This is a genomic window from Candidatus Omnitrophota bacterium, from assembly GCA_023227985.1.
Classification (GTDB): domain Bacteria; phylum Omnitrophota; class Gorgyraeia; order Gygaellales; family Profunditerraquicolaceae; genus JALOCB01.
Genome location: JALOCB010000007.1, coordinates 1 through 19,102, shown reverse-complemented (window position 1 = coordinate 19,102; position 19,102 = coordinate 1). Strand labels below are relative to the sequence as shown.

General features: G+C 49.1%; 19 protein-coding genes and 1 pseudogene. All 20 read right to left on the bottom strand.

Annotated features, from left to right (window positions below):
• Positions 1-172: 172 nt before the first annotated feature.
• Positions 173-1,165, bottom strand: coding sequence for a porphobilinogen synthase (hemB, locus tag M0R35_02505; GenBank protein ID MCK9594529.1), 993 nt, complete (start codon positions 1,163-1,165; stop codon positions 173-175).
• Positions 1,132-2,310, bottom strand: a complete 1,179-nt coding sequence (locus tag M0R35_02500; GenBank protein ID MCK9594528.1) for a radical SAM protein — start codon at positions 2,308-2,310, stop codon at positions 1,132-1,134. The genes hemB and M0R35_02500 overlap by 34 nt, the downstream gene beginning before the upstream one ends.
• On the bottom strand, positions 2,310-3,839 hold the full coding sequence (cobA, locus tag M0R35_02495) for a uroporphyrinogen-III C-methyltransferase (protein MCK9594527.1): 1,530 nt from the start codon (positions 3,837-3,839) through the stop codon (positions 2,310-2,312). The genes M0R35_02500 and cobA overlap by 1 nt, the downstream gene beginning before the upstream one ends.
• Complete coding sequence (gene hemC, locus M0R35_02490; protein ID MCK9594526.1) at positions 3,832-4,752, bottom strand: hydroxymethylbilane synthase; 921 nt, start codon at positions 4,750-4,752, stop codon at positions 3,832-3,834. The genes cobA and hemC overlap by 8 nt, the downstream gene beginning before the upstream one ends.
• On the bottom strand, positions 4,749-5,795 hold the full coding sequence (gene hemA / locus M0R35_02485) for a glutamyl-tRNA reductase (protein ID MCK9594525.1): 1,047 nt from the start codon (positions 5,793-5,795) through the stop codon (positions 4,749-4,751). Before hemA ends, hemC begins: the two co-directional genes overlap by 4 nt.
• Position 5,796: 1 nt before the next feature.
• A complete protein-coding gene (gene ccsB / locus M0R35_02480; protein ID MCK9594524.1) occupies positions 5,797-6,621 on the bottom strand; it encodes a c-type cytochrome biogenesis protein CcsB in 825 nt (274 codons plus the stop codon).
• Entirely contained in the window at positions 6,621-7,256 is a 636-nt protein-coding gene (locus tag M0R35_02475) for a bifunctional precorrin-2 dehydrogenase/sirohydrochlorin ferrochelatase (GenBank protein ID MCK9594523.1), read from the bottom strand. The genes ccsB and M0R35_02475 overlap by 1 nt, the downstream gene beginning before the upstream one ends.
• A 110-nt stretch (positions 7,257-7,366) precedes the next feature.
• Positions 7,367-7,867 (bottom strand): chemotaxis protein CheW, encoded by a 501-nt coding sequence (locus M0R35_02470; protein MCK9594522.1) that lies wholly within the window; start codon positions 7,865-7,867, stop codon positions 7,367-7,369.
• A 16-nt stretch (positions 7,868-7,883) separates the two neighbouring features.
• A complete protein-coding gene (locus M0R35_02465; protein ID MCK9594521.1) occupies positions 7,884-8,489 on the bottom strand; it encodes a chemotaxis protein CheC in 606 nt (201 codons plus the stop codon).
• Between the two features lie 28 nt (positions 8,490-8,517).
• On the bottom strand, positions 8,518-9,564 hold the full coding sequence (locus M0R35_02460) for a chemotaxis response regulator protein-glutamate methylesterase (GenBank protein MCK9594520.1): 1,047 nt from the start codon (positions 9,562-9,564) through the stop codon (positions 8,518-8,520).
• The gene (locus tag M0R35_02455; GenBank protein ID MCK9594519.1) at positions 9,564-10,064 is read right to left on the bottom strand and encodes a chemotaxis protein CheD; all 501 of its coding nucleotides are present in this window, start codon (positions 10,062-10,064) and stop codon (positions 9,564-9,566) included. The genes M0R35_02460 and M0R35_02455 overlap by 1 nt, the downstream gene beginning before the upstream one ends.
• A complete protein-coding gene (locus M0R35_02450; protein MCK9594518.1) occupies positions 10,064-10,435 on the bottom strand; it encodes a response regulator in 372 nt (123 codons plus the stop codon). Before M0R35_02450 ends, M0R35_02455 begins: the two co-directional genes overlap by 1 nt.
• Before the next feature lie 64 nt (positions 10,436-10,499).
• Positions 10,500-11,327 carry a protein-glutamate O-methyltransferase CheR gene (locus tag M0R35_02445; protein ID MCK9594517.1) on the bottom strand — a complete coding sequence of 276 codons (828 nt, stop codon included), beginning with the start codon at positions 11,325-11,327 and terminating at the stop codon, positions 10,500-10,502.
• An 8-nt stretch (positions 11,328-11,335) separates the two neighbouring features.
• Complete coding sequence (locus tag M0R35_02440; protein ID MCK9594516.1) at positions 11,336-11,599, bottom strand: late competence development ComFB family protein; 264 nt, start codon at positions 11,597-11,599, stop codon at positions 11,336-11,338.
• A gap of 244 nt (positions 11,600-11,843) precedes the next feature.
• Positions 11,844-13,985, bottom strand: coding sequence for a hypothetical protein (locus M0R35_02435; GenBank protein ID MCK9594515.1), 2,142 nt, complete (start codon positions 13,983-13,985; stop codon positions 11,844-11,846).
• Entirely contained in the window at positions 13,982-14,602 is a 621-nt protein-coding gene (locus M0R35_02430; protein MCK9594514.1) for a chemotaxis protein CheC, read from the bottom strand. Before M0R35_02430 ends, M0R35_02435 begins: the two co-directional genes overlap by 4 nt.
• A 46-nt stretch (positions 14,603-14,648) precedes the next feature.
• Positions 14,649-16,640, bottom strand: coding sequence for a chemotaxis protein CheA (locus M0R35_02425; protein MCK9594513.1), 1,992 nt, complete (start codon positions 16,638-16,640; stop codon positions 14,649-14,651).
• A 50-nt stretch (positions 16,641-16,690) separates the two neighbouring features.
• Positions 16,691-17,299 carry a chemotaxis protein CheC gene (locus M0R35_02420; protein ID MCK9594512.1) on the bottom strand — a complete coding sequence of 203 codons (609 nt, stop codon included), beginning with the start codon at positions 17,297-17,299 and terminating at the stop codon, positions 16,691-16,693.
• Positions 17,300-17,877: 578 nt separating this feature from the next.
• A pseudogene (locus M0R35_02415) lies at positions 17,878-17,967 on the bottom strand (prepilin-type N-terminal cleavage/methylation domain-containing protein).
• A 404-nt stretch (positions 17,968-18,371) separates the two neighbouring features.
• Positions 18,372-19,102, bottom strand: a 731-nt coding sequence (locus M0R35_02410; protein MCK9594511.1) for a hypothetical protein, incomplete at its 5' end; no start/stop codon positions are given.

Sequence of the window (19,102 nt, the reverse complement as noted above, 5' to 3'; positions counted from 1 at the left end):
GCAGATGTACGCAAGGGATTACGCCGAATGGGAGTATCGAAACGCCTGGCGAAAGCCGCTACGGGAATGAGGCGTAAACCGTAGCGTACGGCAAAAATACTCCGTGCGCGAAGCAAAGCCACAAAGCTAAAAACAGGACCCGTTAAAATTTATAAAGAGCAATACGAAAGTTTCATTTCAATGAACCGGCGATCTCTTTAGCGTGATAGGTGATAATGATATCCGCTCCGGCGCGCTTGATCGCGGTCAAAATTTCCCGGGCCACCCTTTGCCCGTCTATCCAGCCGGCCTTATCCGCGGCCTTGACCATGGAAAACTCCCCGCTCACGTTATACGCGGCCACCGGGACATTGAATTTATCTTTAACTTTAGCGATTATATCCAAATATGCCAGAGCGGGCTTGACCATAACGATATCCGCGCCTTCGGCAATATCCAATTCCACTTCCCTGACCGCCTCACGGCTGTTAGCCGGGTCCATCTGATATGACCTGCGGTCGCCGAATTGCGGAGTTGATCCTGCCGCCTGGCGGAAAGGCCCGTAAAAACCCGAGGCGTATTTGGCGCTGTAAGCCATGATCGGGGTTTCTAGATAACCGGCTTCATCCAACCCTTGCCTGATCGCCTGGACCTGTCCGTCCATCATCGCTGAAGGCCCGACCATATCCGCGCCTGCCTGGACATGCGAAATAGCGGTATTAGCTAATAGTTCCAGGGTAGCGTCATTGTCGATATTAAAATAACCCTTTTCTTTGCCTGCCTTGGTGACAATGCCGCAATGGCCATGGCTGGTGTATTCACACAGGCACACGTCTGTGACCACCAGTATATCCGGCACCTTTTTCTTTATCTCGCGGATCGCCTGCTGCACTATTCCGTATTCGGCGTACGCCTCTGTCCCCAGGTTGTCTTTTTTCCGGGGTATCCCGAAAAGCATTATCGCCGGTATGCCCAGGTCCCTTACCTGTTTTACCTCACGCAAAAGGTTGTCTATCGACAACTGGAAATTTCCGGGCATAGCGTTGATCGGCTTCTTGATATTCTTACCCGGTAAGACAAAAAAAGGCGCGATAAGATTATCCGGGCTGACCCGGTTCTCCCTGACCAGCCTGCGGAATTTATCGTTCTGCCTTAATCTTTTAGGACGACAGACGGGATAAAACATATTTCCTCCTCGGTAAGATAACACGCCGGATCTTCCTGCCACATATCCTTGAATATCGTTTCCGCCCTGACCCGGAAATTGGCGTTGCAAAGGGTCAGGAACCCGCATCTGGCGCAGCGGCCCTTGATATGAGGTATGCGTTCTTTTAATTTCGCCATCACCTCGTTGGAGGTATCCATCCAGATATCCCCGAATTTGCGCTGGCGGACGTTGCCAAAAGTCTGGCTCTGCCAGAACTGGTCAGGGTGAACGAAACCCCGGTTATCCACGTTAGCTATGGCAATACCCGAAGCATTGCCTTTATTGTATTGCAGCAGCCTAAGGACTTCCCCTGCTTTGGCCGGATCGCTCTTCCTGGTTTTAAGGTAAATATAAATCGCGTCAGCGTGGTTATCCACGGTGAGGACCTCTTTATTCATCCCCTTTTTGTGCATAGCAACAGCCCAGGCGCAGATATCGTCGATGCACTGGCGCATATCAGAGCGCTCCAGGTCATCCTCGGTCATTTTGCACCCCCTGCCGGAATAAACCAGATGATAAAAACAGATCCGGTCAATAGCCTCATCTTCAACCAGCTTGAAGATCCCTTTCAGGTCGGGATAATTATGCCGGGTGATGGTAAATCTCAATCCCACCTTCTGTTTTACCTCGACCAGGCTCCTTATCCCGGAAAGGGCCAGATCAAACGCGCCTTTCATCCCTCTGAACCGGTCGTTGTTCGGACCTATCCCGTCCAGGCTGACGCCCACATAATCCACGCTTGCGTCTTTTATCCTGCGGGCCAGGACATTATCGATCAGAGTGCCGTTAGTGGAAATAACCGTTTTAATATTCCGCTTATGGGCGTAATCATTAAGCTCAAAAAGGTCCTGCCTAAGCAAAGGTTCGCCGCCGGAAAATAAAAGCACCGGGACTTTGAATTCCGCCAGATCATCTATCATCTTTTTTGCTTCCTGCGTGGAAAGCTCGCCTTCGTAATCGGCATTCGCGGAATTGGAATAACAATGGATACAGGAAAGGTTGCATTTGCGCGAGCAATTCCAGACCACTATCGGCCGGCGGTTATAAGCGGTCATCCCCTTTTTATACCTGAGCTCGTCTCCATAAGACGACAGGTCGCACAACAGTTTTGTAATATTTATCATTACTTGCCTTTCCTGAAATATCCGGTAACAGCCTTGACCAAGCCTTCCAGGGTATATTCTTTTGCCTCGATATCTACCTTAAGCCCGAATTTCCTGCAAGTCGCCGAAGTTACCGGGCCGATCGAACAAGTCAAAAACCGGCGCTTTGCCGTCCGGATAGCCCTGGTCGAGAAAGCCCTGAAAAATCCTTCTACGCAGGAAGAACTGGTAAAAGTAACCATAGCTATCTCTTTAAGGTCTTTATCTCCGCCCGGCTTGCGGCCTGCCGGAACAGTCCTATAAGCCGCTAAAACCCGCACATCCGCGCCCATTTTACGCAAACCTTCGGGCAGAACATCCCTGGCTTCCATAGCCCGGACTATCAATATCTTTTTATCCTTGACGCCGGCTTTTTTGAAAGCCTGGAGCAAACCTTCCTGGCGGAATTCTTCAGGCCGGATATCCACTCCTATGCCCAGAGCATCCTTCAGACTCTCCTCCGTCTTAGGGCCGATGCACGCGAGTTTCACCCCTTTTAATATCCGCACATCCTTCTTAAGCTGGTCCAGCCTGGATCTAAAGAACTTTACCCCGTTGCGGCTGGTAAAGATCACCCAGTCAAACTCAGCGATCTGTTTTATCGCTTTATCTAAGGCGCTATAATCGTCCAAAGGCTTAATGGCGATCATCGGAAGATCCCGGCACTCACCGCCCTGGCCTTCCATCATCCTGCTCAACCGGGCTGAATCATCAGACGGAACAGTAACCAGTATTTTCTTGCCGAATAACGGCCTTTTCTCGAACCAGTCTATTTTCTTCTTTAGTGAAACAACCTCTCCCACTACCAAAATAGCCGGTGCGGAAAATCGCTCTTTTTTAGCTTTGATGAATATATCGCCCAATCCGGCCACCAGACTTCTTTGCCCCGGCAAAGTTCCCCATTGTATAAGACAGCATGGGGTATTGGGCTTGCGGCCGAATTTCATAAGCGTGCGGGTTATCTTTTCCAGGTTCTCAAAACCCATCAGGAACACCAGAGTCCCCAAACCGGTCGATATCTTCTGCCAATCTATGCTGGAGTTTTCCTTTTCCGGGTCTTCCTGCCCGGTGAATATCCCAAAAGAGGAAGTCAGCCCTCTCTGAGTGACAGGAATACCGGCATAAGCGGGCACGGCGATCGCGCTGGTTATTCCCGGCACGATCTCGAACGGGATCTTCCGGCTGACCAGGGTCAACACCTCTTCTCCTCCCCGGCCAAAAACAAAAGGGTCGCCTCCTTTTAGGCGCACTACGTCTTTGCCGCTTTCCGCCAGCTTGACCAGGAGCATATTGATCTTATCCTGAGATAAGGTATGCCTACTGGAAGCCTTCCCGACATAAATGCGTTCCACGCCGGCAGGGATATGCTCCAAGATCCGCGGATTGACCAGCCGGTCGTAGACTACAACATCGGCCTGACCCAATAATCTTTTCCCTTTAAGCGTTAAAAGCTCCGGATCACCGGGGCCTGCGCCGATAAGATAAACCCTGCCTTTATTCTTCTTACCCATTATTTATATCCTCTAGTATCCGCCTTGCGCCTTTATCCAAAGCCTGTTCAGCCAGCTCCCTGGCCAGAACAAGATATTTTTTTACCGGAACAGTTTTTTTCAAGCTGACTGATATTTTACCGTCTAAACTGGCGATCAACACGCTCAGGCAAATATTGCCTTTGATCATCCTGGCAAATGACGCTATGGGTAAACGGCACCCTCCGCCGACCCGGCGCAAGAATTCCCGTTCGCAGCAAACGCAGGCATATGTCCGGGGACAATTTATCGCGCGGGCAAGCCTGACCATTTGCCGGTCTGTTGATCTTACTTCGATCCCCAACGCGCCCTGGCCGCAGGCAGGAAGCATAATATCCGCGGAGATCTTTTTCCCTTTGAACCCCTTGATCCCCAGCCTTTTAATTCCCGCTGCCGCCACTATGATCGCGTCATATTGGCCTTCATTGAGCTTGCGCAGCCGGGTGTCGAGATTGCCCCTCAGATCGCTGACCCGCAGATCCGGCCTGTGGATCATCAGGAATGCTTTGCGGCGCAGGCTACTGGTCCCCACCAGCGCTCCCGGTTTCAGATCGCCCAGAGCCGCTCCATCCCGGCTGACCAGAAGATCGCGGGGATCAACCCTTTTGGTAATACCGGCGAGATTAAGACCCGGGGGTATTTGCGAAGGCAGGTCCTTGACGCTGTGAACAGCCAGATCGATCTGCCCGTTTAAAAGCTGCTCTTCTATCTCTTTTACGAATATCCCCTGATCCTGACGGCTCCAGGTCTTGCTCGTATCGCCCAAAGTGGTTATCCGCTTTAAAGTAAAAACGTATCGGGGAAATCTGCGTTTTAACGACCTGATCACGCCTTCAGTCTGAGCCACGGACAAAAGGCTTCCCCTGGCTCCGACGGTTATCATTCTTTTATTCACTTTAAGATAGATTCCTTCTGCTCTTTTATCTCATTCAACCTTTTTACCGCAGATTCCACGCAGAGATCGATTATCGCCTCGGCCTTGGCTGCCTCCTTGCGGCGGTCTTTTATATTAGCGTCGGCCACCTGGGCCAGGTCATCGATGTTATAAAGATAAACATTATCGATCCCGTTTACCTGCGGATCGATATTGCGGGGGAGCCCCAGGTCGATCATGAATAAAGGCCCGCTCTTCCTGGAACGCATGACCGCAATGATATCCTCCTTATTCAGGACAAAATGCGGGGCGCTGGTAGAGCTGATCACGATATCAGTGTTTTTTAGCGCTGCGGATATCCCTTCAAACTTGATCGCCTCGCCGCAGAATATCCGGGCCAGTTCCTCCGCCCTGGCGAAAGTGCGGTTAGCCACCATTACCGTCCTTACCCCGCGCGAATTAAGATTTTTCACCGTAAGCTCGCCGATCTTTCCCGCGCCGATTATCAAAACCTTTTTATTTTCCAGGGTCTCGAATATCTTGCGCGACAATTCTATGGCCGCGGTAGTGGTGGATACCGCTCCTTTGCCGATCTGCGTATCAGTGCGCACCTTTTTACCGACCCTGATCGCCTCTTCAAACAGGCAGGATAAACACCGGCCCGCGGCGTTATACTGCCTGGCCGCGAAATAAGCGTCTTTTACCTGGCCGAAGATCTGCGTTTCACCCACGATCATCGAATCAAGGGAAGAGGCCACCCTGAACAAATGCCTTACCGCGTCTTTGCCGCTAAAACTGTACAGATGGCCTTCAAAGGCATTTAAGGCTATTTTATGGAAGTCGCTGATAAAACTTCTTATCGAGATCAGCCCCTGAGGGTTATTCTCAGCTACAGCGTATATCTCGGTACGGTTGCAAGTGGACAGGATCAACGCTTCCTGTATACAGCCGCAGCTCTTCAACGCGCTTAAAGCGCCGGGAATGGTTTCCGGGCGTATAGATATCCGCTCGCGCACCTCTATGGGAGCGGTTTTATGGTTAAGGCCGATTATTTGTATGTTCATATTACTTGAAATAAGAATGCAACCCGGAAAACAACAGGCTGACCCCGAAATAAGTAAAAAGCACGGTCAAAAAACCCAGGATAGCCACATAAGCGCTTTTCCTGCCCTGCCAGCCGGATATAAACCGGCCGTGCAGATATACCAAATAAATAAACCATGTGACCAACGACCAGGTTTCTTTGGGATCCCAACTCCAGAACGATCCCCAGGCCTGCTGGGCCCAGACCGATCCGCTGATGATCCCCAGGCTCAAACAAACGAACCCGAAACTCACAGCGCGGAAACCCAGCCGGTCCATCAACCCTAATGAAGGCAGGCGAAAAAAGAACATATCCGGTTTCCGGGATTTAAGCTCACGCTCCTGCCAAAGATACATTATCCCAAGGCAAAAAGCCATAAGGAAACAGGCATAGCTCAAAAAACACAAAGTAGCGTGTATCGCCAGCCACGGGCTCTTAAGGGCGACGGGCAAAGGACTGGACTGATTATCCAAGACCAGGGCGTATCCCATCATTAAGACCACAAGAGGCATAATAAACGCGGCGTGGGCCCATAATCTGCGCCGTGATTCTACGATAAAATAAACCAGCATGACCAACCAAACAAAGAATGAAAGAGACTCGTGAAGATTGGAGACCGCCAGATACCCGAGAGCAAGGCTGCGGTAAACAAGAATGGACGTATGCAACAGAAACCCGCAAAAACCGGCTATGGCGGCCGTTGATCCTATCCGATGATTCTGGGTAATAAAAAAAAGAAAAAATCCCGCGCTGGCCAGCAGGTATAAACCGAATGTGGATTTAAAAATAATCTCGTATAAAGGCATTATAATTCAGACAGAATTTCCCGGATGATCTTACCGGGTACTTTTTTAGAAAAACATTTACTGTAACCGCAGGCCTTAGGCGAATTAACCAGCCGGGTCAACAGTTCTTTCCTGACTGTCCCTTTTAGACAGGAAGACTTAAGCTCTTTTCTTGCCGCATCAACTATCTTCAAAAGTTTCAGGTAACGCGGCAGGAAATCCTTTGTAAGCTCAATCCTTATCTTCTTGGAAAGGCAGGGCGCCATGCCGCTGGTGGAAATAGCTATGATCAAACCGTGTTTATGGATCACCGAGGGGACAATAAAGTTGCTTATATCGGGGACATCCACGATATTGGTAAGGATCCCGTGTTTTTGGGCGTCACGCGATATTGCCAGGTTCACTCTATTATGATCGGTGGCGGCAATGACTAAAAACGCGCCTTTGATCAAGGCTGGGCGGTAATCAGAGGCAATATGACGGATCTTGCCTTTGCGCAAAAGAACTTTCAATCCGCAAGAAAGCACAGGGCTGATCACCTCAACCGCAGCTTGCGCATCGATAAGCGACCTGGCTTTGCGTTCAGCCACAGAGCCCGCCCCGACCACGCAGCATTTCCTGCCTGTTAGGTCTAATAATACCGGATAATATTTCATTTTTTTCAAGGTTGTCTAAAAACCATAAACCGCCAGAGAGGCTGGCGGATGGCGAAAAAGCTAAAAAGGCTTGAGCGTTAAACGAAACGTTAAACCTAACGTATTGTTTACTATGCCTTTCCTTCTTTTTCCGACACTGACTTCACATGCCGTTCCATATGCTGGAATTCCTCCGGGGTCAGGATCTTATTCAGGTCCAGAAGCACCAACAGCCTGTCTTTAAGTTTACCCACGCCCCGGATATAATGCTCCGGGACCTCGGTATCAACCAGACTGGGGACTTCCTCAACCGCATCGGATGTAAGCCTTAAAACCTCGGAAACAGAATCCACGATCATCCCAACCGTATTCTCGCCCACTTCGACCACGATGATCCGGGTATTCTCGCCCCGTTCCTTGGATGACACGCCGATCCGTTTGGAAAGATCAATGACCGCCAATACCTGGCCGCGCAGATTAACCACGCCTTCAATAAATACCGGGGCCTTGGGCAGATATGTGATCTGGACCAGCCGGACGATCTCACGCACCTGGCTTATGTCAACGCCGAATTCTTCCTCCCCGATCGTAAAAACAACCAACTGGTATTCTTTTGGTTTCTGCTCAGCCATAGCGCTTCCTCCTGGTTTAAACTTTCAATATCTCGAATATCTTCTTTAACGATTCATTATCCGGGAACAACAGGAACAAACCCTCGAGCTTCAGCCCTTTCACAATAAGATCGGTCTTGATGAACATAGCCTCCTCTGATTCCTGGGCGATCTGGATGAATATAAAATCCAGTATGGCGCCCACCATATCCATAGCCATTGAAGGGATGGAGGTGAGTATCATCAGGCCGGTCATATCCGCCAATGCCGAAACGTACGCCCCGCCAAGAATATTACAAACCTCCCGCAAAGAAGATTTGAACATATCGTCATTGATGTCTATGTCCTCTTTGGGCTTGCCCAGCAAAGCGCCGGAAAGGAACTTGGCGTCCTCGGGCGGAAGCATAAGGAATATCCTGCCGCCTATATCGCCTTTTATCTCCATATCCAGGACAAAAAACAGTCTTTCCGCGCCGTTAAAAAGAGTAGATATCTTCTCCAGGGGAACAATGCTGACCTCAGGCACATTGATCTCGACCTTTTCAGCTATCATATCCGCCAGGGCGGTGGCTGCAGTCGCCGAACCAATAGAGCCTATCTCTTTCAATACGTCCACCTGGTTAAGAGATAATTTTTCGTCCATCGATAAGTATTGACTCCGCTTTTATGTTCTATCTTATATACTTCAGCAATTCCTGGGCGATATTCGAGAGTGGCAAAATCGAATCCGCCAAACCTGCCCGGGCCACCGAGCCAGGCATACCCCAGACGACCGAGGTCGCCTCATCCTGAACAATAACCTTACCGCCGCATTCCTTTATCTTTTTCACGCCTTCAAAGCCGTCTTTACCCATCCCCGTAAGTATCACCCCGATCACATTGTTGCCGAAAATCCGGGCCGTCGATAACATCGTAACATCTATAGAAGGCCGGACGAAATTCACCGGAGGATCCTGATTCAACTTTATCTTCACTTCATCCTTATACTCTTCCAGCACCAGATGGAATCCCGCCGGCGCGACAAAAACCCTGCCCGGAGCTAGACTATCCGATTCTTCGGCCTCCTTTGCCCGTATCCCCGACTGCCAACCTATCCTCTCGGCAAAAGTCTGGGTGAAGCCCTTTGGCATATGCTGCACTATCAAAAATGAAGCCTGTATATCAACGGGGATATCACGCATTATATCCAATACCGCCTTGGGGCCGCCGGTAGAAGCGCCGATAACCACTAATTTCTTGGTATCTGATACTTTCTTTTTGTCTTCGGCAATATCCGCTTTCGCCCGGAACCCGTCCAGATATTTATCCAAATTGATCTTGGCCGCGGTCTTTATCTTGGCGATTATCTCGGACTTTAATTTATCCAGCCCCAAAGAAATCTCCCCCGCAGGCTTGGCGATAAAATCAACCGCGCCCAATTCCAATGCCCGCATTGTGGCCGACGCCCCCGACCGGGTATACGCGGAGAGCATGATCACCCTGGTGGGCCTCTTCTTCATTATCTCCTGAAGCACGTCTATGCCGTTGATATCCGGAAGATTTATATCCAGGGTCACCACGTCGGGGGACAGGCTGAGAACCTTTTCCAAGGCATCCCTGCCGTCTTTTGCCCGGGCGACAACCTCCAAAGATCCGTCGCTGTTTATGATATCGGAAATAATCCTGCGCATCAAAAACGAGTCGTCAACAACTATGACCTTTATTTTTTCTGTTTCCATTACACTTCCTTCTCTCCCCAGGAAACGGTCTTTACCAGGACTACGCCTGTCTCCAGATTCAACTCGATAGTCCTACCAAAGGTTCCGCCCACTTCCTGTCCGACTATCTTGATATTATGCTCTTTCAGGACGACCAGGGCGGTATCGATGTTTTTCTGACCGACGTTAAGCACGCTGTCGCTGCTTATAAAACTGAACATATGCGCGCCGCCGAACAATTTGGCGACAATGCGGCCCTTGGGACAGCCTCTTTTTTCAAACTCAGCCAGCATCGCGGCTATTGCGGAATTCACAAAACGGTTAAGATTGCTCTTTATCTTCGCGATGTTAATATCGGGGAGCATAGCGTGGGCCATAGCCCCGATTTTTTTGGCAGGGTCGTAAAAAGTGATGCCCAGGCACGAACCAAGCCCCCGGGTGATCAATATAGCAGGCGCCTGGCCAAACTGCATATCGGCCATTTGTACTTCGATGATATTTTCTTCCATAATCTTTTCCATCAACCGCCTAAGGCCCTCTTTACAGCTTCGATTACCCTGGAAGGCTGAAACGGTTTGGTAACAAAGTCCTTTGCACCTGCCTGAATGGCCTCCACTACCAGCGAATGCTGGCCCATGGCCGAGACCATAATGATCTTGGCCTGAGGGTCAGCCTTGATGATCTCTTTGACCGCGCCTATACCGTCGATCTCTTCGATCCTGGGCATAACGATATCCATAGTAACCAGGTCGGGCTTGAATTCCTGGTATTTGGATATGGCATCCTTGCCATTCTCGGCTTCCCCGCATATCTCGATCCCCTCTTTTTTGAGGATATCGGAAAGCATCCTGCGCATGAACAACGCGTCGTCAACAACTAAAACTCTTGCCATTTCTACCTCCCTTTTCATTTTTATAAACGATAGCGCTTGACAAACCCGGCCGGGCTTATACCGGTTAAATCTTCTGGTATATCTTCTGCGGTGGGTCTATAGGGACGAATTGATCCTTGTCCCATATCGTCTCCACCTTTGCCACTACCAGATACCCTTTAATATTAAGGGCCTGATGGAACTTCTTAAAAAGCTCCTCCTGCTGCTGACGGTTAAAATAGATCATCACGTTGCGGCAGAAGATCACATCCATGAATTTAAGCCCCGGGTCGGTGATCAGGTTTACCCGTTCGAACCTGACCATACGCTTAATCTCGTCTTTCAGAAAGAGCTTGTCCCCTTTTTGCTCGAAATATTTATCCCGGTATTTTCTTTCCATCTCCCGGAAATCGCGCAGTTCGTACTCTCCTTTTTTCGCCTTTTCGATCGCGTCCATATCTATGTCAGTGGCCCAGATCTTAACCAGATAATCGTTTCTTCCGGCCAGGGCTTCCTGCATCAATATGGCTATGGAATAAGCCTCCTGTCCGGTGGCGCAGCCCGCCGACCACATCCGGATCATCTTTTGTTCCGCGCCCTCCTTGCGTTTCATTACAGCGGGAATGACGTTTTTCCGGAATGATTCAAAAACATCGGAATCCCGGAAGAAATGCGTAACGCTTATGGACAAGGCATCCATAAAAACATCTATTTCATCCGGATTCGCCTTGATGTACTCCACATATTCAGCCCCGCTGGCTACATTGACATCCTGCAGCCGGGAACGCAGATGGCGAAAAACAAAGTTCTGCCGGTAAGAACACAAGTCGATGCCCCGGCGCTCGCTTATAAATTTAAGCGCTTTCTTCAGATCTTCTTCGGTATATTTCCCCTTATCCGTAATATCTGCCATACTGGTGCTCAATGCTGCGGGTTTTTCCCGATATATTCGATTGCTTTAGTGAGTTCCTTGACCACGTCCGCCTTGAATTGTATCTCCTGTTCCTTGAGCTTTGTATATAACCGGCCCCTATTAGTGATAACGTATTTCGGAGGCAGCCTGTTCAGGGTCCAAACCATCATATCGAACTTGCATTTCTGGCATTTACAGATATCATCCCTCTCGGCAAGAAGCAATTCCAGTTCTTCCTGAACCACATCTTCCATATAATTCTGGATCTTCATCGTTATCCCTCCTCGCATACGTATGCGACACCGGTGCATATTCCGATTGCACCGGGTGTAAATACTAAAAACGCGACACCGGTGCATATTCTCCGCCCCGAGGCGGATACCGACTTATTCTTGTGTACAAACACACACTGACTTTTCCGATAAAGTCAGGTGCACTAAAGTCGGATGCCATTGTGCCGGGTGTAAATACTAGAAACGCAACACCGGCACGTATTCCGATTGTGCCGGGTGTAAATTATCCGTCCCTGTCTTCAAAAAGTATCCTGACCCTCGAACCGTCGGTCAAAGGCGTGGTAAACCCTGCCGGAATGTCATCGACGAACAGCTTGATCCTTTTGCCGTAAACTTTTTGCGGCTGGACATCTATATACCGAAAAATCTCGGAAAGCAGGACCTTGCGCTCCTTGGTCTGGTACACCTGGATATCCGCCCCGTCGATCAGGAACTCTTCCGGCTGCACCTGGCGGCCGTTCATAAAAACCTGGATAGTATCCAGGATAACCTCGATATCCCTGTCATCGACCTTTATGCGTATCCTTTCAAAGTCTTTCGGGAATTCCACCACATCCTTTATCCGGTAAGCGGTCGGGGTGTGGGAGGAAAATTCGACTATATCATTCGGCTTTACCAGCGTATCCACGCCGCAAGCCTCTTTATTAAGGCTAAGGGAAAAATTACGCTGTGTCAATATCTTCGGAGAACTGTTAAGGTTTATCAATATCTGCCTCTCGCTCAAAGACTCAAGGCTAACCCCCCTGGACCTCAACACCTCTCTGGCGGTAACCGCGGAAACAGTTATACTGGCCCGGTCAGCAACCGGCGCGTCCAGGGCCGCGGCCTCGCCTTCGACAAAAACACTCGGCGCCACTTCGATTATCTCGTTGTTGAAAATACAGCGGACCTTGTTGATATCCGCTACATCCGAAACAATTGCCGAGGCATCCGTGCCGTTAAGCGCCTCTTCAAAAGTTATTTTGTCCCCGTCCTCGATCTTGTCCGCCAGCGAATTTATCGGTTTGCCGTTAAGCAATATCTTGGCGGGGCATCCCATCGTCCCCTTTATAACCTTTAATTGGCCGTTTACTTTAGCTGTAAGGGCCAGCCCCGGATGAGGATAGAGCCTTTTTTCGTTCACCACCCCGGACAAAGTAAGTGCTCCCATTATATCTTTTTTCTGCTGAAAATCCAGCATAATTATTTTCTTATGATTAACCTCGGCGTGGATGAACCTCAATCCCTGGGATCTATCGGTCATCAGGGCGATACCGATAGGGGTTACCGCCTCCGGGCCGCTCAATTTTCCGGTTTTATCCTTAACGCCTTTTATCAGTTCAGGCAGGCGTATTCCTATCTTGTAAGGCGGCAGCCCAATGCTTAAAGCCAGCTCTTCGATCAAACCGCAAGTCATGCTGCCTCCGCCGACCAGGACTATCGCCTGCGGCAGTCCGGCGTTGAGATCAAGGCACGCGCTGGATACAGAGCCGGCAAGTTTTTTTACTGCCGGGACAATTGTTTCTCTGAACGTGGCGGAATCTATGCACCTGGGCCGGTTCCAGATATCCTGATATTCGATGGCGCCGTCGGATTGAATAGACCTTTTGATCCGCTCGGCAGTCGAAAAATCCGCAAGCAGATTTTCCGATATGAATTCGGTTATTTCATCACCGGCCTCAGGGACCATACCGAAAGCAAAAACCATCCCATCCTTAGCCAGGGCCATATCCGAGGTCCCGGCTCCGATATCCACCAGGATTATATTCAAATTGCGCATCTCCGCGGGAATTATCGCGTTAATAGCGGAAATAGGCTCAAGGGTTATATTAGTCCCTTCAAGATTGGCTTTCTTCAAGACCGCAAATATACTGTCCAGCACCAGCCGGGGAAGAAACGTTACGATCACCTCGGCAGCTATCGAACGGGCTCTGTGGCCGACAGGGTTATTTATCCTGTTTCCGTCGAGCTCATGATAAACCGGGCTGTAACCCACACAATAGAATTCTGAAAGGTCCTTACCCGAATCAGTATTTATCTTGTCTATCGCTTCCAGCTCCAGGTCGCGGATAATATCCGGGGTTATCTCCTCATGGGCCGGGAAATCGCGTTTTACCCTGCTTTTATAAGTCAACAGGTTCCTGCCGGCGACGGCGACACCGACCTTATCAAGTTTTTTGCTCAACCGGGATTCCAGCCGTTCCTTGATCTTTTTTACTGTCCTGGCCACTTCTTCAATGCTGTGGATCTGGCCGTCCAGCATAGGCCGGGCAACATGTTCGATAACCTCGGCGTCGATTATCTCCAGAGAATCCTCGCATCTCTGAGCGACAATTCCCATGACCTTTCGCGTGCCGATATCTAAAGCGAATATTTGTTCTTTCATAAACCGCTTAATTTAAGCACCTTCCTTATGCTTTCCTGTTCCAGGAGGAATATTACGAACAGATCGACCTTAATATCCTCTATGACGAGATTATTCTCTATTGGAAGAAGATAACCTGAGCTGTCATCGGATAACCTTCTGATCAACAGCTTGTTCAACCGGTCCATACGGTCGACTATCGTCCGGGGGATGGATGGTATCAATTGATGCAGTTCCAGTAATTCCCCCACCGCGTTTATATAACTTCCCGAGATTATGTGCGATACCTCGGACAGCGCCGACGCCTCCATCAGGTTTATCAATTGGGTCGAGCCTATCTTTTTCTTCAACAAGATATCGATCATTAAAAGAGCGCTCTTCTGGGAGAACAATATGACCATCCCTCCCTGCAGGGCGCCCAGGATCTTAAAATCAATAGCCAGGCCGACCTCTTCAGGCTCGATCTGAAACTCAGAATTAGTCACCGCTTCGGAGCTGACGAGTTTAACCTGGGGAACGGATATGGTGACCTTGCTTGCCAATATCTGGCTTAGGGCGGTAGCGGCGTTGCCTCCGCCGATCGACCCTATTTCTTTAAAAAGATCCAACTGTTCGTTGCCTAAATTGAGCTTTTCCATAATGATATCCTCCAGGATCAGGCCGGGATGCGCTGGCTTAGCGCGTTTAACGCAGGCTCATTATATCCAGGATCAAAGCCACCCTCCCGTCGCCCAGTATAGTCGCGCCGGCAATACCTTTGGTGCGCTTGACTAAAGAGCCAAGCGGTTTAACAGCTATATCCTGCTCTCCCAAAACCTGCGAAACCACCAAACCCAAAGCCTTCTTTCCATATTCCACGATAACCAGGGATACCCGGTCGTCGGATTCTTCACTTGCGACCTTCGCGCTGCTTATTCCCAGTTCTTTATTCAGCCTGATCACCGGGATAACCTCTTCCCTTACCTTGACCACTTCAAAGTTCTGCAGATATCTAAGCTCGTCAGTCCTTATCTTTATAGTTTCCCGGATATTCATCAGGGGGATGGCGAATATTTCTTCTTCCACCTTGACTAACATCGCTTTGATGATAGCCAATGTCAGAGGTAATGTCAGGATAAACCGGCTGCCTTCGCCTTTTTTCGTCTCAAAATCCACCCTGCCGCCTAAAGCTTCAATCTTGGATTTTACCACATCCAACCCTACCCCGCGGCCGGAGATATCGGTTATGGCCTTGGCGGTGGAAAATCCCGGCATGGTTATCAGGTCCAGGACCTTTTTTTCATCCATTTCCGCTGTTTCTTCCGGGGTGACCAAACCTTTACTTATAGCGATTTTGCAGACAGCCTCAAAATCAATCCCTTGACCGTCATCAATAACTTCTATATAGATCTGTCCCCTTTGGCGGCTCACCTGTATAGTAAGCTTACCGCGGGGGTCTTTGTTATTCTTCTTTCTCTCTTCCGATGTCTCCAGCCCATGGTCCACGGCATTTCTTACCAAGTGCAAAAGGGGATCGCTCATCTCATCCAGGACCATACGATCCAGCTCTATCTCGCCGCCCAATATCTCCAGTTCCACATCCTTGCCTTGCTTCTTTGCCACATCCCTGACTACCCGCGGGAAAGCGTCAAGTATATACGCTACAGGCAAAAGCCTGGTCTGCATGACTTCATCCTGCAAGGCGGAGATCAGGCGGTCAAGGGAAAAACCGACTTCTTCAAGAGGCTCCAGCTTATATGTCTGGACTATTTGCACCAGCCGGATTTTGGCGATCGACAGCTCACCCATCAGGTTCATGATCTTATCCAACCGTTCCACCGGAATGCGCATGCTCTGTATCTTCTTTACATAAACAGGCCCGGCCGCCGGGGCGTTAGCCGGATGATTTGCCGCTGACGGCTGCCCCTGTTTACCATCGGAAGGACCAGTTCCGGAGAGGTCCTGGGAGGAGATACTCACCTCGTCTACTTCCGATATATTCATCAATTCCTGGCGCACTATCCCGGAATCTTCTTTGCTGGAAAACATTGCCGTAAACGAATACTCGAAATTACCCGCCTTAAGGTCTTCTATCGAAGGCTGGGTCGAAATTATCTCCCCGAACCGCTTCAGGTTAGTGATCACCAGGAATGCCCGGGCTTCCTTCAGCGCGCAATCCTTGCTCAGGTTTATCCGCACATTAAACACGTTTAATTTCTTTGATTTCGAGTCTTTGAGCTTTTTAAGCTCGAATTCGGTAAAATCCTTGACAGGGGCAACTACCGCGCCCTTTCCTTTTCCTCTGGGTTTATTTCGCTGATTCTCCGCAAGAAAGCTTTTCAAGGTATTGCCGATCTCGGATATATCCAGGACCGATTCCTTCTTTCCCTTTATCTCTGTGAATAATTGTTCCAGAATGTCCACCGCCGCAAATAATGTGTCCATAATCTCGGGACTAAGCTCCTGTTTCTTATTGCGCAGCTCGTCAAGAAGGTCTTCCATCTCATGGGACAATGTGGTCAGTTTTTCATAGCCCATGGTGGCGGACATTCCTTTAAGGGTATGCACGCAGCGGAAGATCTCGTTTATCGAAGACGGATCAGAAGGTTTTTCTTCAAGCTTCACCAGGCAACTGCTGATATTACTCAAGTACTCCTGCGATTCGGAAAGGAATAGTTCCCGGTAACTATCTTGCATAAGTTGGATCTTTCTTGTTTAATATTGCTTGTTTTATAAAATAAACGCGGCTATTTGCCTATGGCCCTGGTAATAAGCTCCATGCCCGCCGGATCGGGAATAAGGAAAAAATGCCCGGTCACCGAGGCTACGGGTTCATGCAGTTCGGATTCCACCAATAAAGCGAATTCCGACTTACAGCTTAATTCAATCAGCAGGTAATCCAGGATAGCCCCGGCCATATCCATTATCAACTCCGGAACGGTAGGCACAAGGCCGAGGCCGACAAAGCTCCCCAGGGCCCCTAAATAAGCGTTAGCCAGGATAACCCCGATCTCTTTCAGGGCCGAGCGCTCCATCTCGGATATAACGGTTGATTCAGATACAGGTTTTCCGGTAACAAGAGACGCCAGGATCATCGCGTCCCTTTGAGAGAATATGAAGACTATATTGCTGGGCAAGTCGCCGAAAACCCGCAGCATAAGCCCAACGACAAGCTTCTCGCTTCCGCCGACCGCCTTGGGGACATCTTCTATAGGCAGGAAAAGGATACGGGGAACAACTATATTTATAGGCCTATCCAATAACTGCGACAGGGCGGTAGCTGCGTTGCCGGCGCAGATATTTCCGATCTCCTGCAATGCGTCTTTCTGGATATCGGTGAAATTCATATCGGCCATAATTTATTTTATGATATTATTTAACGCCTCTATCAATAAAACCTGCCGGCACGATACCGGACATACCAGTATACCGGCGCCGCGGTCAACACGCAGTATCTCTCTTAAAAATTATAAATCCTCACAATATTATGTCAAGCAAAATCCTGGATTTCTTAGTTATAACCTATTTTTATCCCGATGGTTAGAATAAAAATAACTTTAAATAAAAAGGCCTTCTGAGCATTGTAACCCAGAAGGCCTTAATGATACTTTACTAACGCTATAGATCAGCTTCCGCAACAGCTTACTATATCCATTACGCCGGTTGTTTCGTTATAATAATTTGACCAGTCCTTGGTAGCACCCACGATATTTGCGGTGTCAGGCAAGGTCCCATTCGCAAAAGTCAAAACTGCGAAAGTCGAAGTGACATTGCCCAATTCCGCCACTGCCGGAAAACCTGTCGCAGAACATGTGCCGCCGGTAGGGCAAGCATTGCTTGCGTGATATTTAGCATACCACGACGATACCCCAGACCTGATCGCACCTACATCCGACTGGCAACGCGCCCTGACAGCTTCAGTCCGAAGATCAACGAACCGGGGAATAGCCACCGCCGCCAATATACCAATGATGACAATTACCAACACCAACTCAATAAGAGTAAAGCCCTTATTTCTCCTCATCCAACACCTCCATTTTGAAAATAGTTTAACATAACCACATTCGTTGTCAAGATTTTTTTAACTCATCCTGAAAACCGGCATTCCCGGTCTTGGTTGGCATCACAGTTCAGTACCCGGTCTAACCGACGCTCCCCCTGATGATCTCAATCAAGGCATTTACATCTTCCTCGGAATATAAACGCCAACGATTGATCAAATTCCGCCGAGCCTTCGGAAAAACGCCTTTTTTCTCATAGCGGAACAGAGTCTGCTTGGATATGCCAAGTTTTTCCGCAACTTCCTGAGCTGTAAATAACCGATTCCCTATCATATTTTAAGTATTATCATTAGTTCTTAATGATTATTATAATATGGTCTGAGTATGTCTGAGTATGTTTGTATATACTAAACATATGCTGCAAATATTACCACATTTCTTTCTTAACCCAACCATCCAGCCTTTCGATCTTGTCCATCCAACTATTTACTTCTGCGCTTTTCTTTGTACCCTTATCAGGATCGACTCTTACCTTGATCACCCTTGTCTGTCTTGAAGTTTTGACTTCAGGATACACGGGCGCTTCCATCTCCGTTTCTTCTCGTTGTTCAATTTCTTCATAGACAGAGGCCTCTTCCTCCAGCAGTTGCTCATCTTCTTGACGGATTTCCGCAGCCAGGCGTTCTTCTTCTAATCTTTCCTGTTTGATCCGCTCCGCCCTCAACCGGGCTTCTCTTCTTTCCTCTTCTCTGATCTCTTCTTCTTCCCTCCGGGCCTCTCTGCGCTCTTCTTCCCGCTTTCTCTTCAGCTCAGCCTGATATTCCCTTTCTTCCTGCTGCCTGGCTTTTTCCGCCCTATATCGCCGGCGCTTTACCAGCTCTTTCTCCTGGAATTCCTGAAAACTTTGCTTCTTCTCGTTCTTTCGGGTTGATGCCTTTTCTTTATCCAGTTGCTTGCGCTTTTCCAGTTCCAAGGCCTGTTTTGCCAATTCCAGTCTCTGTTTCTCTATCTGTAATTTCCCCTCTTCAACCTGCCTTAAAGCTTCTAATTTCCGGTTTTCTCTCTGCCTTTCCTGCTCTTCCTGCGCAGCCTTTATCCGTCTTTGCTCTTCCTCTTTTGCCTTCGCCGCTTTTTCTTTCTGTTCCGCTATAAATCTCT

Coding starts and splice junctions, on each gene's coding strand:
- M0R35_02465 (MCK9594521.1), bottom strand. CDS start 8,489: ATGGACGAAAAATTATCTCTTAACCAGGTGGACGTATTGAAAGAGATA.
- M0R35_02440 (MCK9594516.1), bottom strand. CDS start 11,599: ATGAAGATCCAGAATTATATGGAAGATGTGGTTCAGGAAGAACTGGAA.
- M0R35_02460 (MCK9594520.1), bottom strand. CDS start 9,564: ATGGAAACAGAAAAAATAAAGGTCATAGTTGTTGACGACTCGTTTTTG.
- M0R35_02500 (MCK9594528.1), bottom strand. CDS start 2,310: ATGATAAATATTACAAAACTGTTGTGCGACCTGTCGTCTTATGGAGAC.
- M0R35_02450 (MCK9594518.1), bottom strand. CDS start 10,435: ATGGCAAGAGTTTTAGTTGTTGACGACGCGTTGTTCATGCGCAGGATG.
- M0R35_02475 (MCK9594523.1), bottom strand. CDS start 7,256: ATGAAATATTATCCGGTATTATTAGACCTAACAGGCAGGAAATGCTGC.
- cobA (MCK9594527.1), bottom strand. CDS start 3,839: ATGGGTAAGAAGAATAAAGGCAGGGTTTATCTTATCGGCGCAGGCCCC.
- M0R35_02470 (MCK9594522.1), bottom strand. CDS start 7,867: ATGGCTGAGCAGAAACCAAAAGAATACCAGTTGGTTGTTTTTACGATC.
- M0R35_02420 (MCK9594512.1), bottom strand. CDS start 17,299: ATGGCCGATATGAATTTCACCGATATCCAGAAAGACGCATTGCAGGAG.
- ccsB (MCK9594524.1), bottom strand. CDS start 6,621: ATGCCTTTATACGAGATTATTTTTAAATCCACATTCGGTTTATACCTG.
- hemA (MCK9594525.1), bottom strand. CDS start 5,795: ATGAACATACAAATAATCGGCCTTAACCATAAAACCGCTCCCATAGAG.
- M0R35_02445 (MCK9594517.1), bottom strand. CDS start 11,327: ATGGCAGATATTACGGATAAGGGGAAATATACCGAAGAAGATCTGAAG.
- M0R35_02455 (MCK9594519.1), bottom strand. CDS start 10,064: ATGGAAAAGATTATGGAAGAAAATATCATCGAAGTACAAATGGCCGAT.
- M0R35_02435 (MCK9594515.1), bottom strand. CDS start 13,985: ATGAAAGAACAAATATTCGCTTTAGATATCGGCACGCGAAAGGTCATG.
- hemB (MCK9594529.1), bottom strand. CDS start 1,165: ATGTTTTATCCCGTCTGTCGTCCTAAAAGATTAAGGCAGAACGATAAA.
- M0R35_02425 (MCK9594513.1), bottom strand. CDS start 16,640: ATGCAAGATAGTTACCGGGAACTATTCCTTTCCGAATCGCAGGAGTAC.
- M0R35_02430 (MCK9594514.1), bottom strand. CDS start 14,602: ATGGAAAAGCTCAATTTAGGCAACGAACAGTTGGATCTTTTTAAAGAA.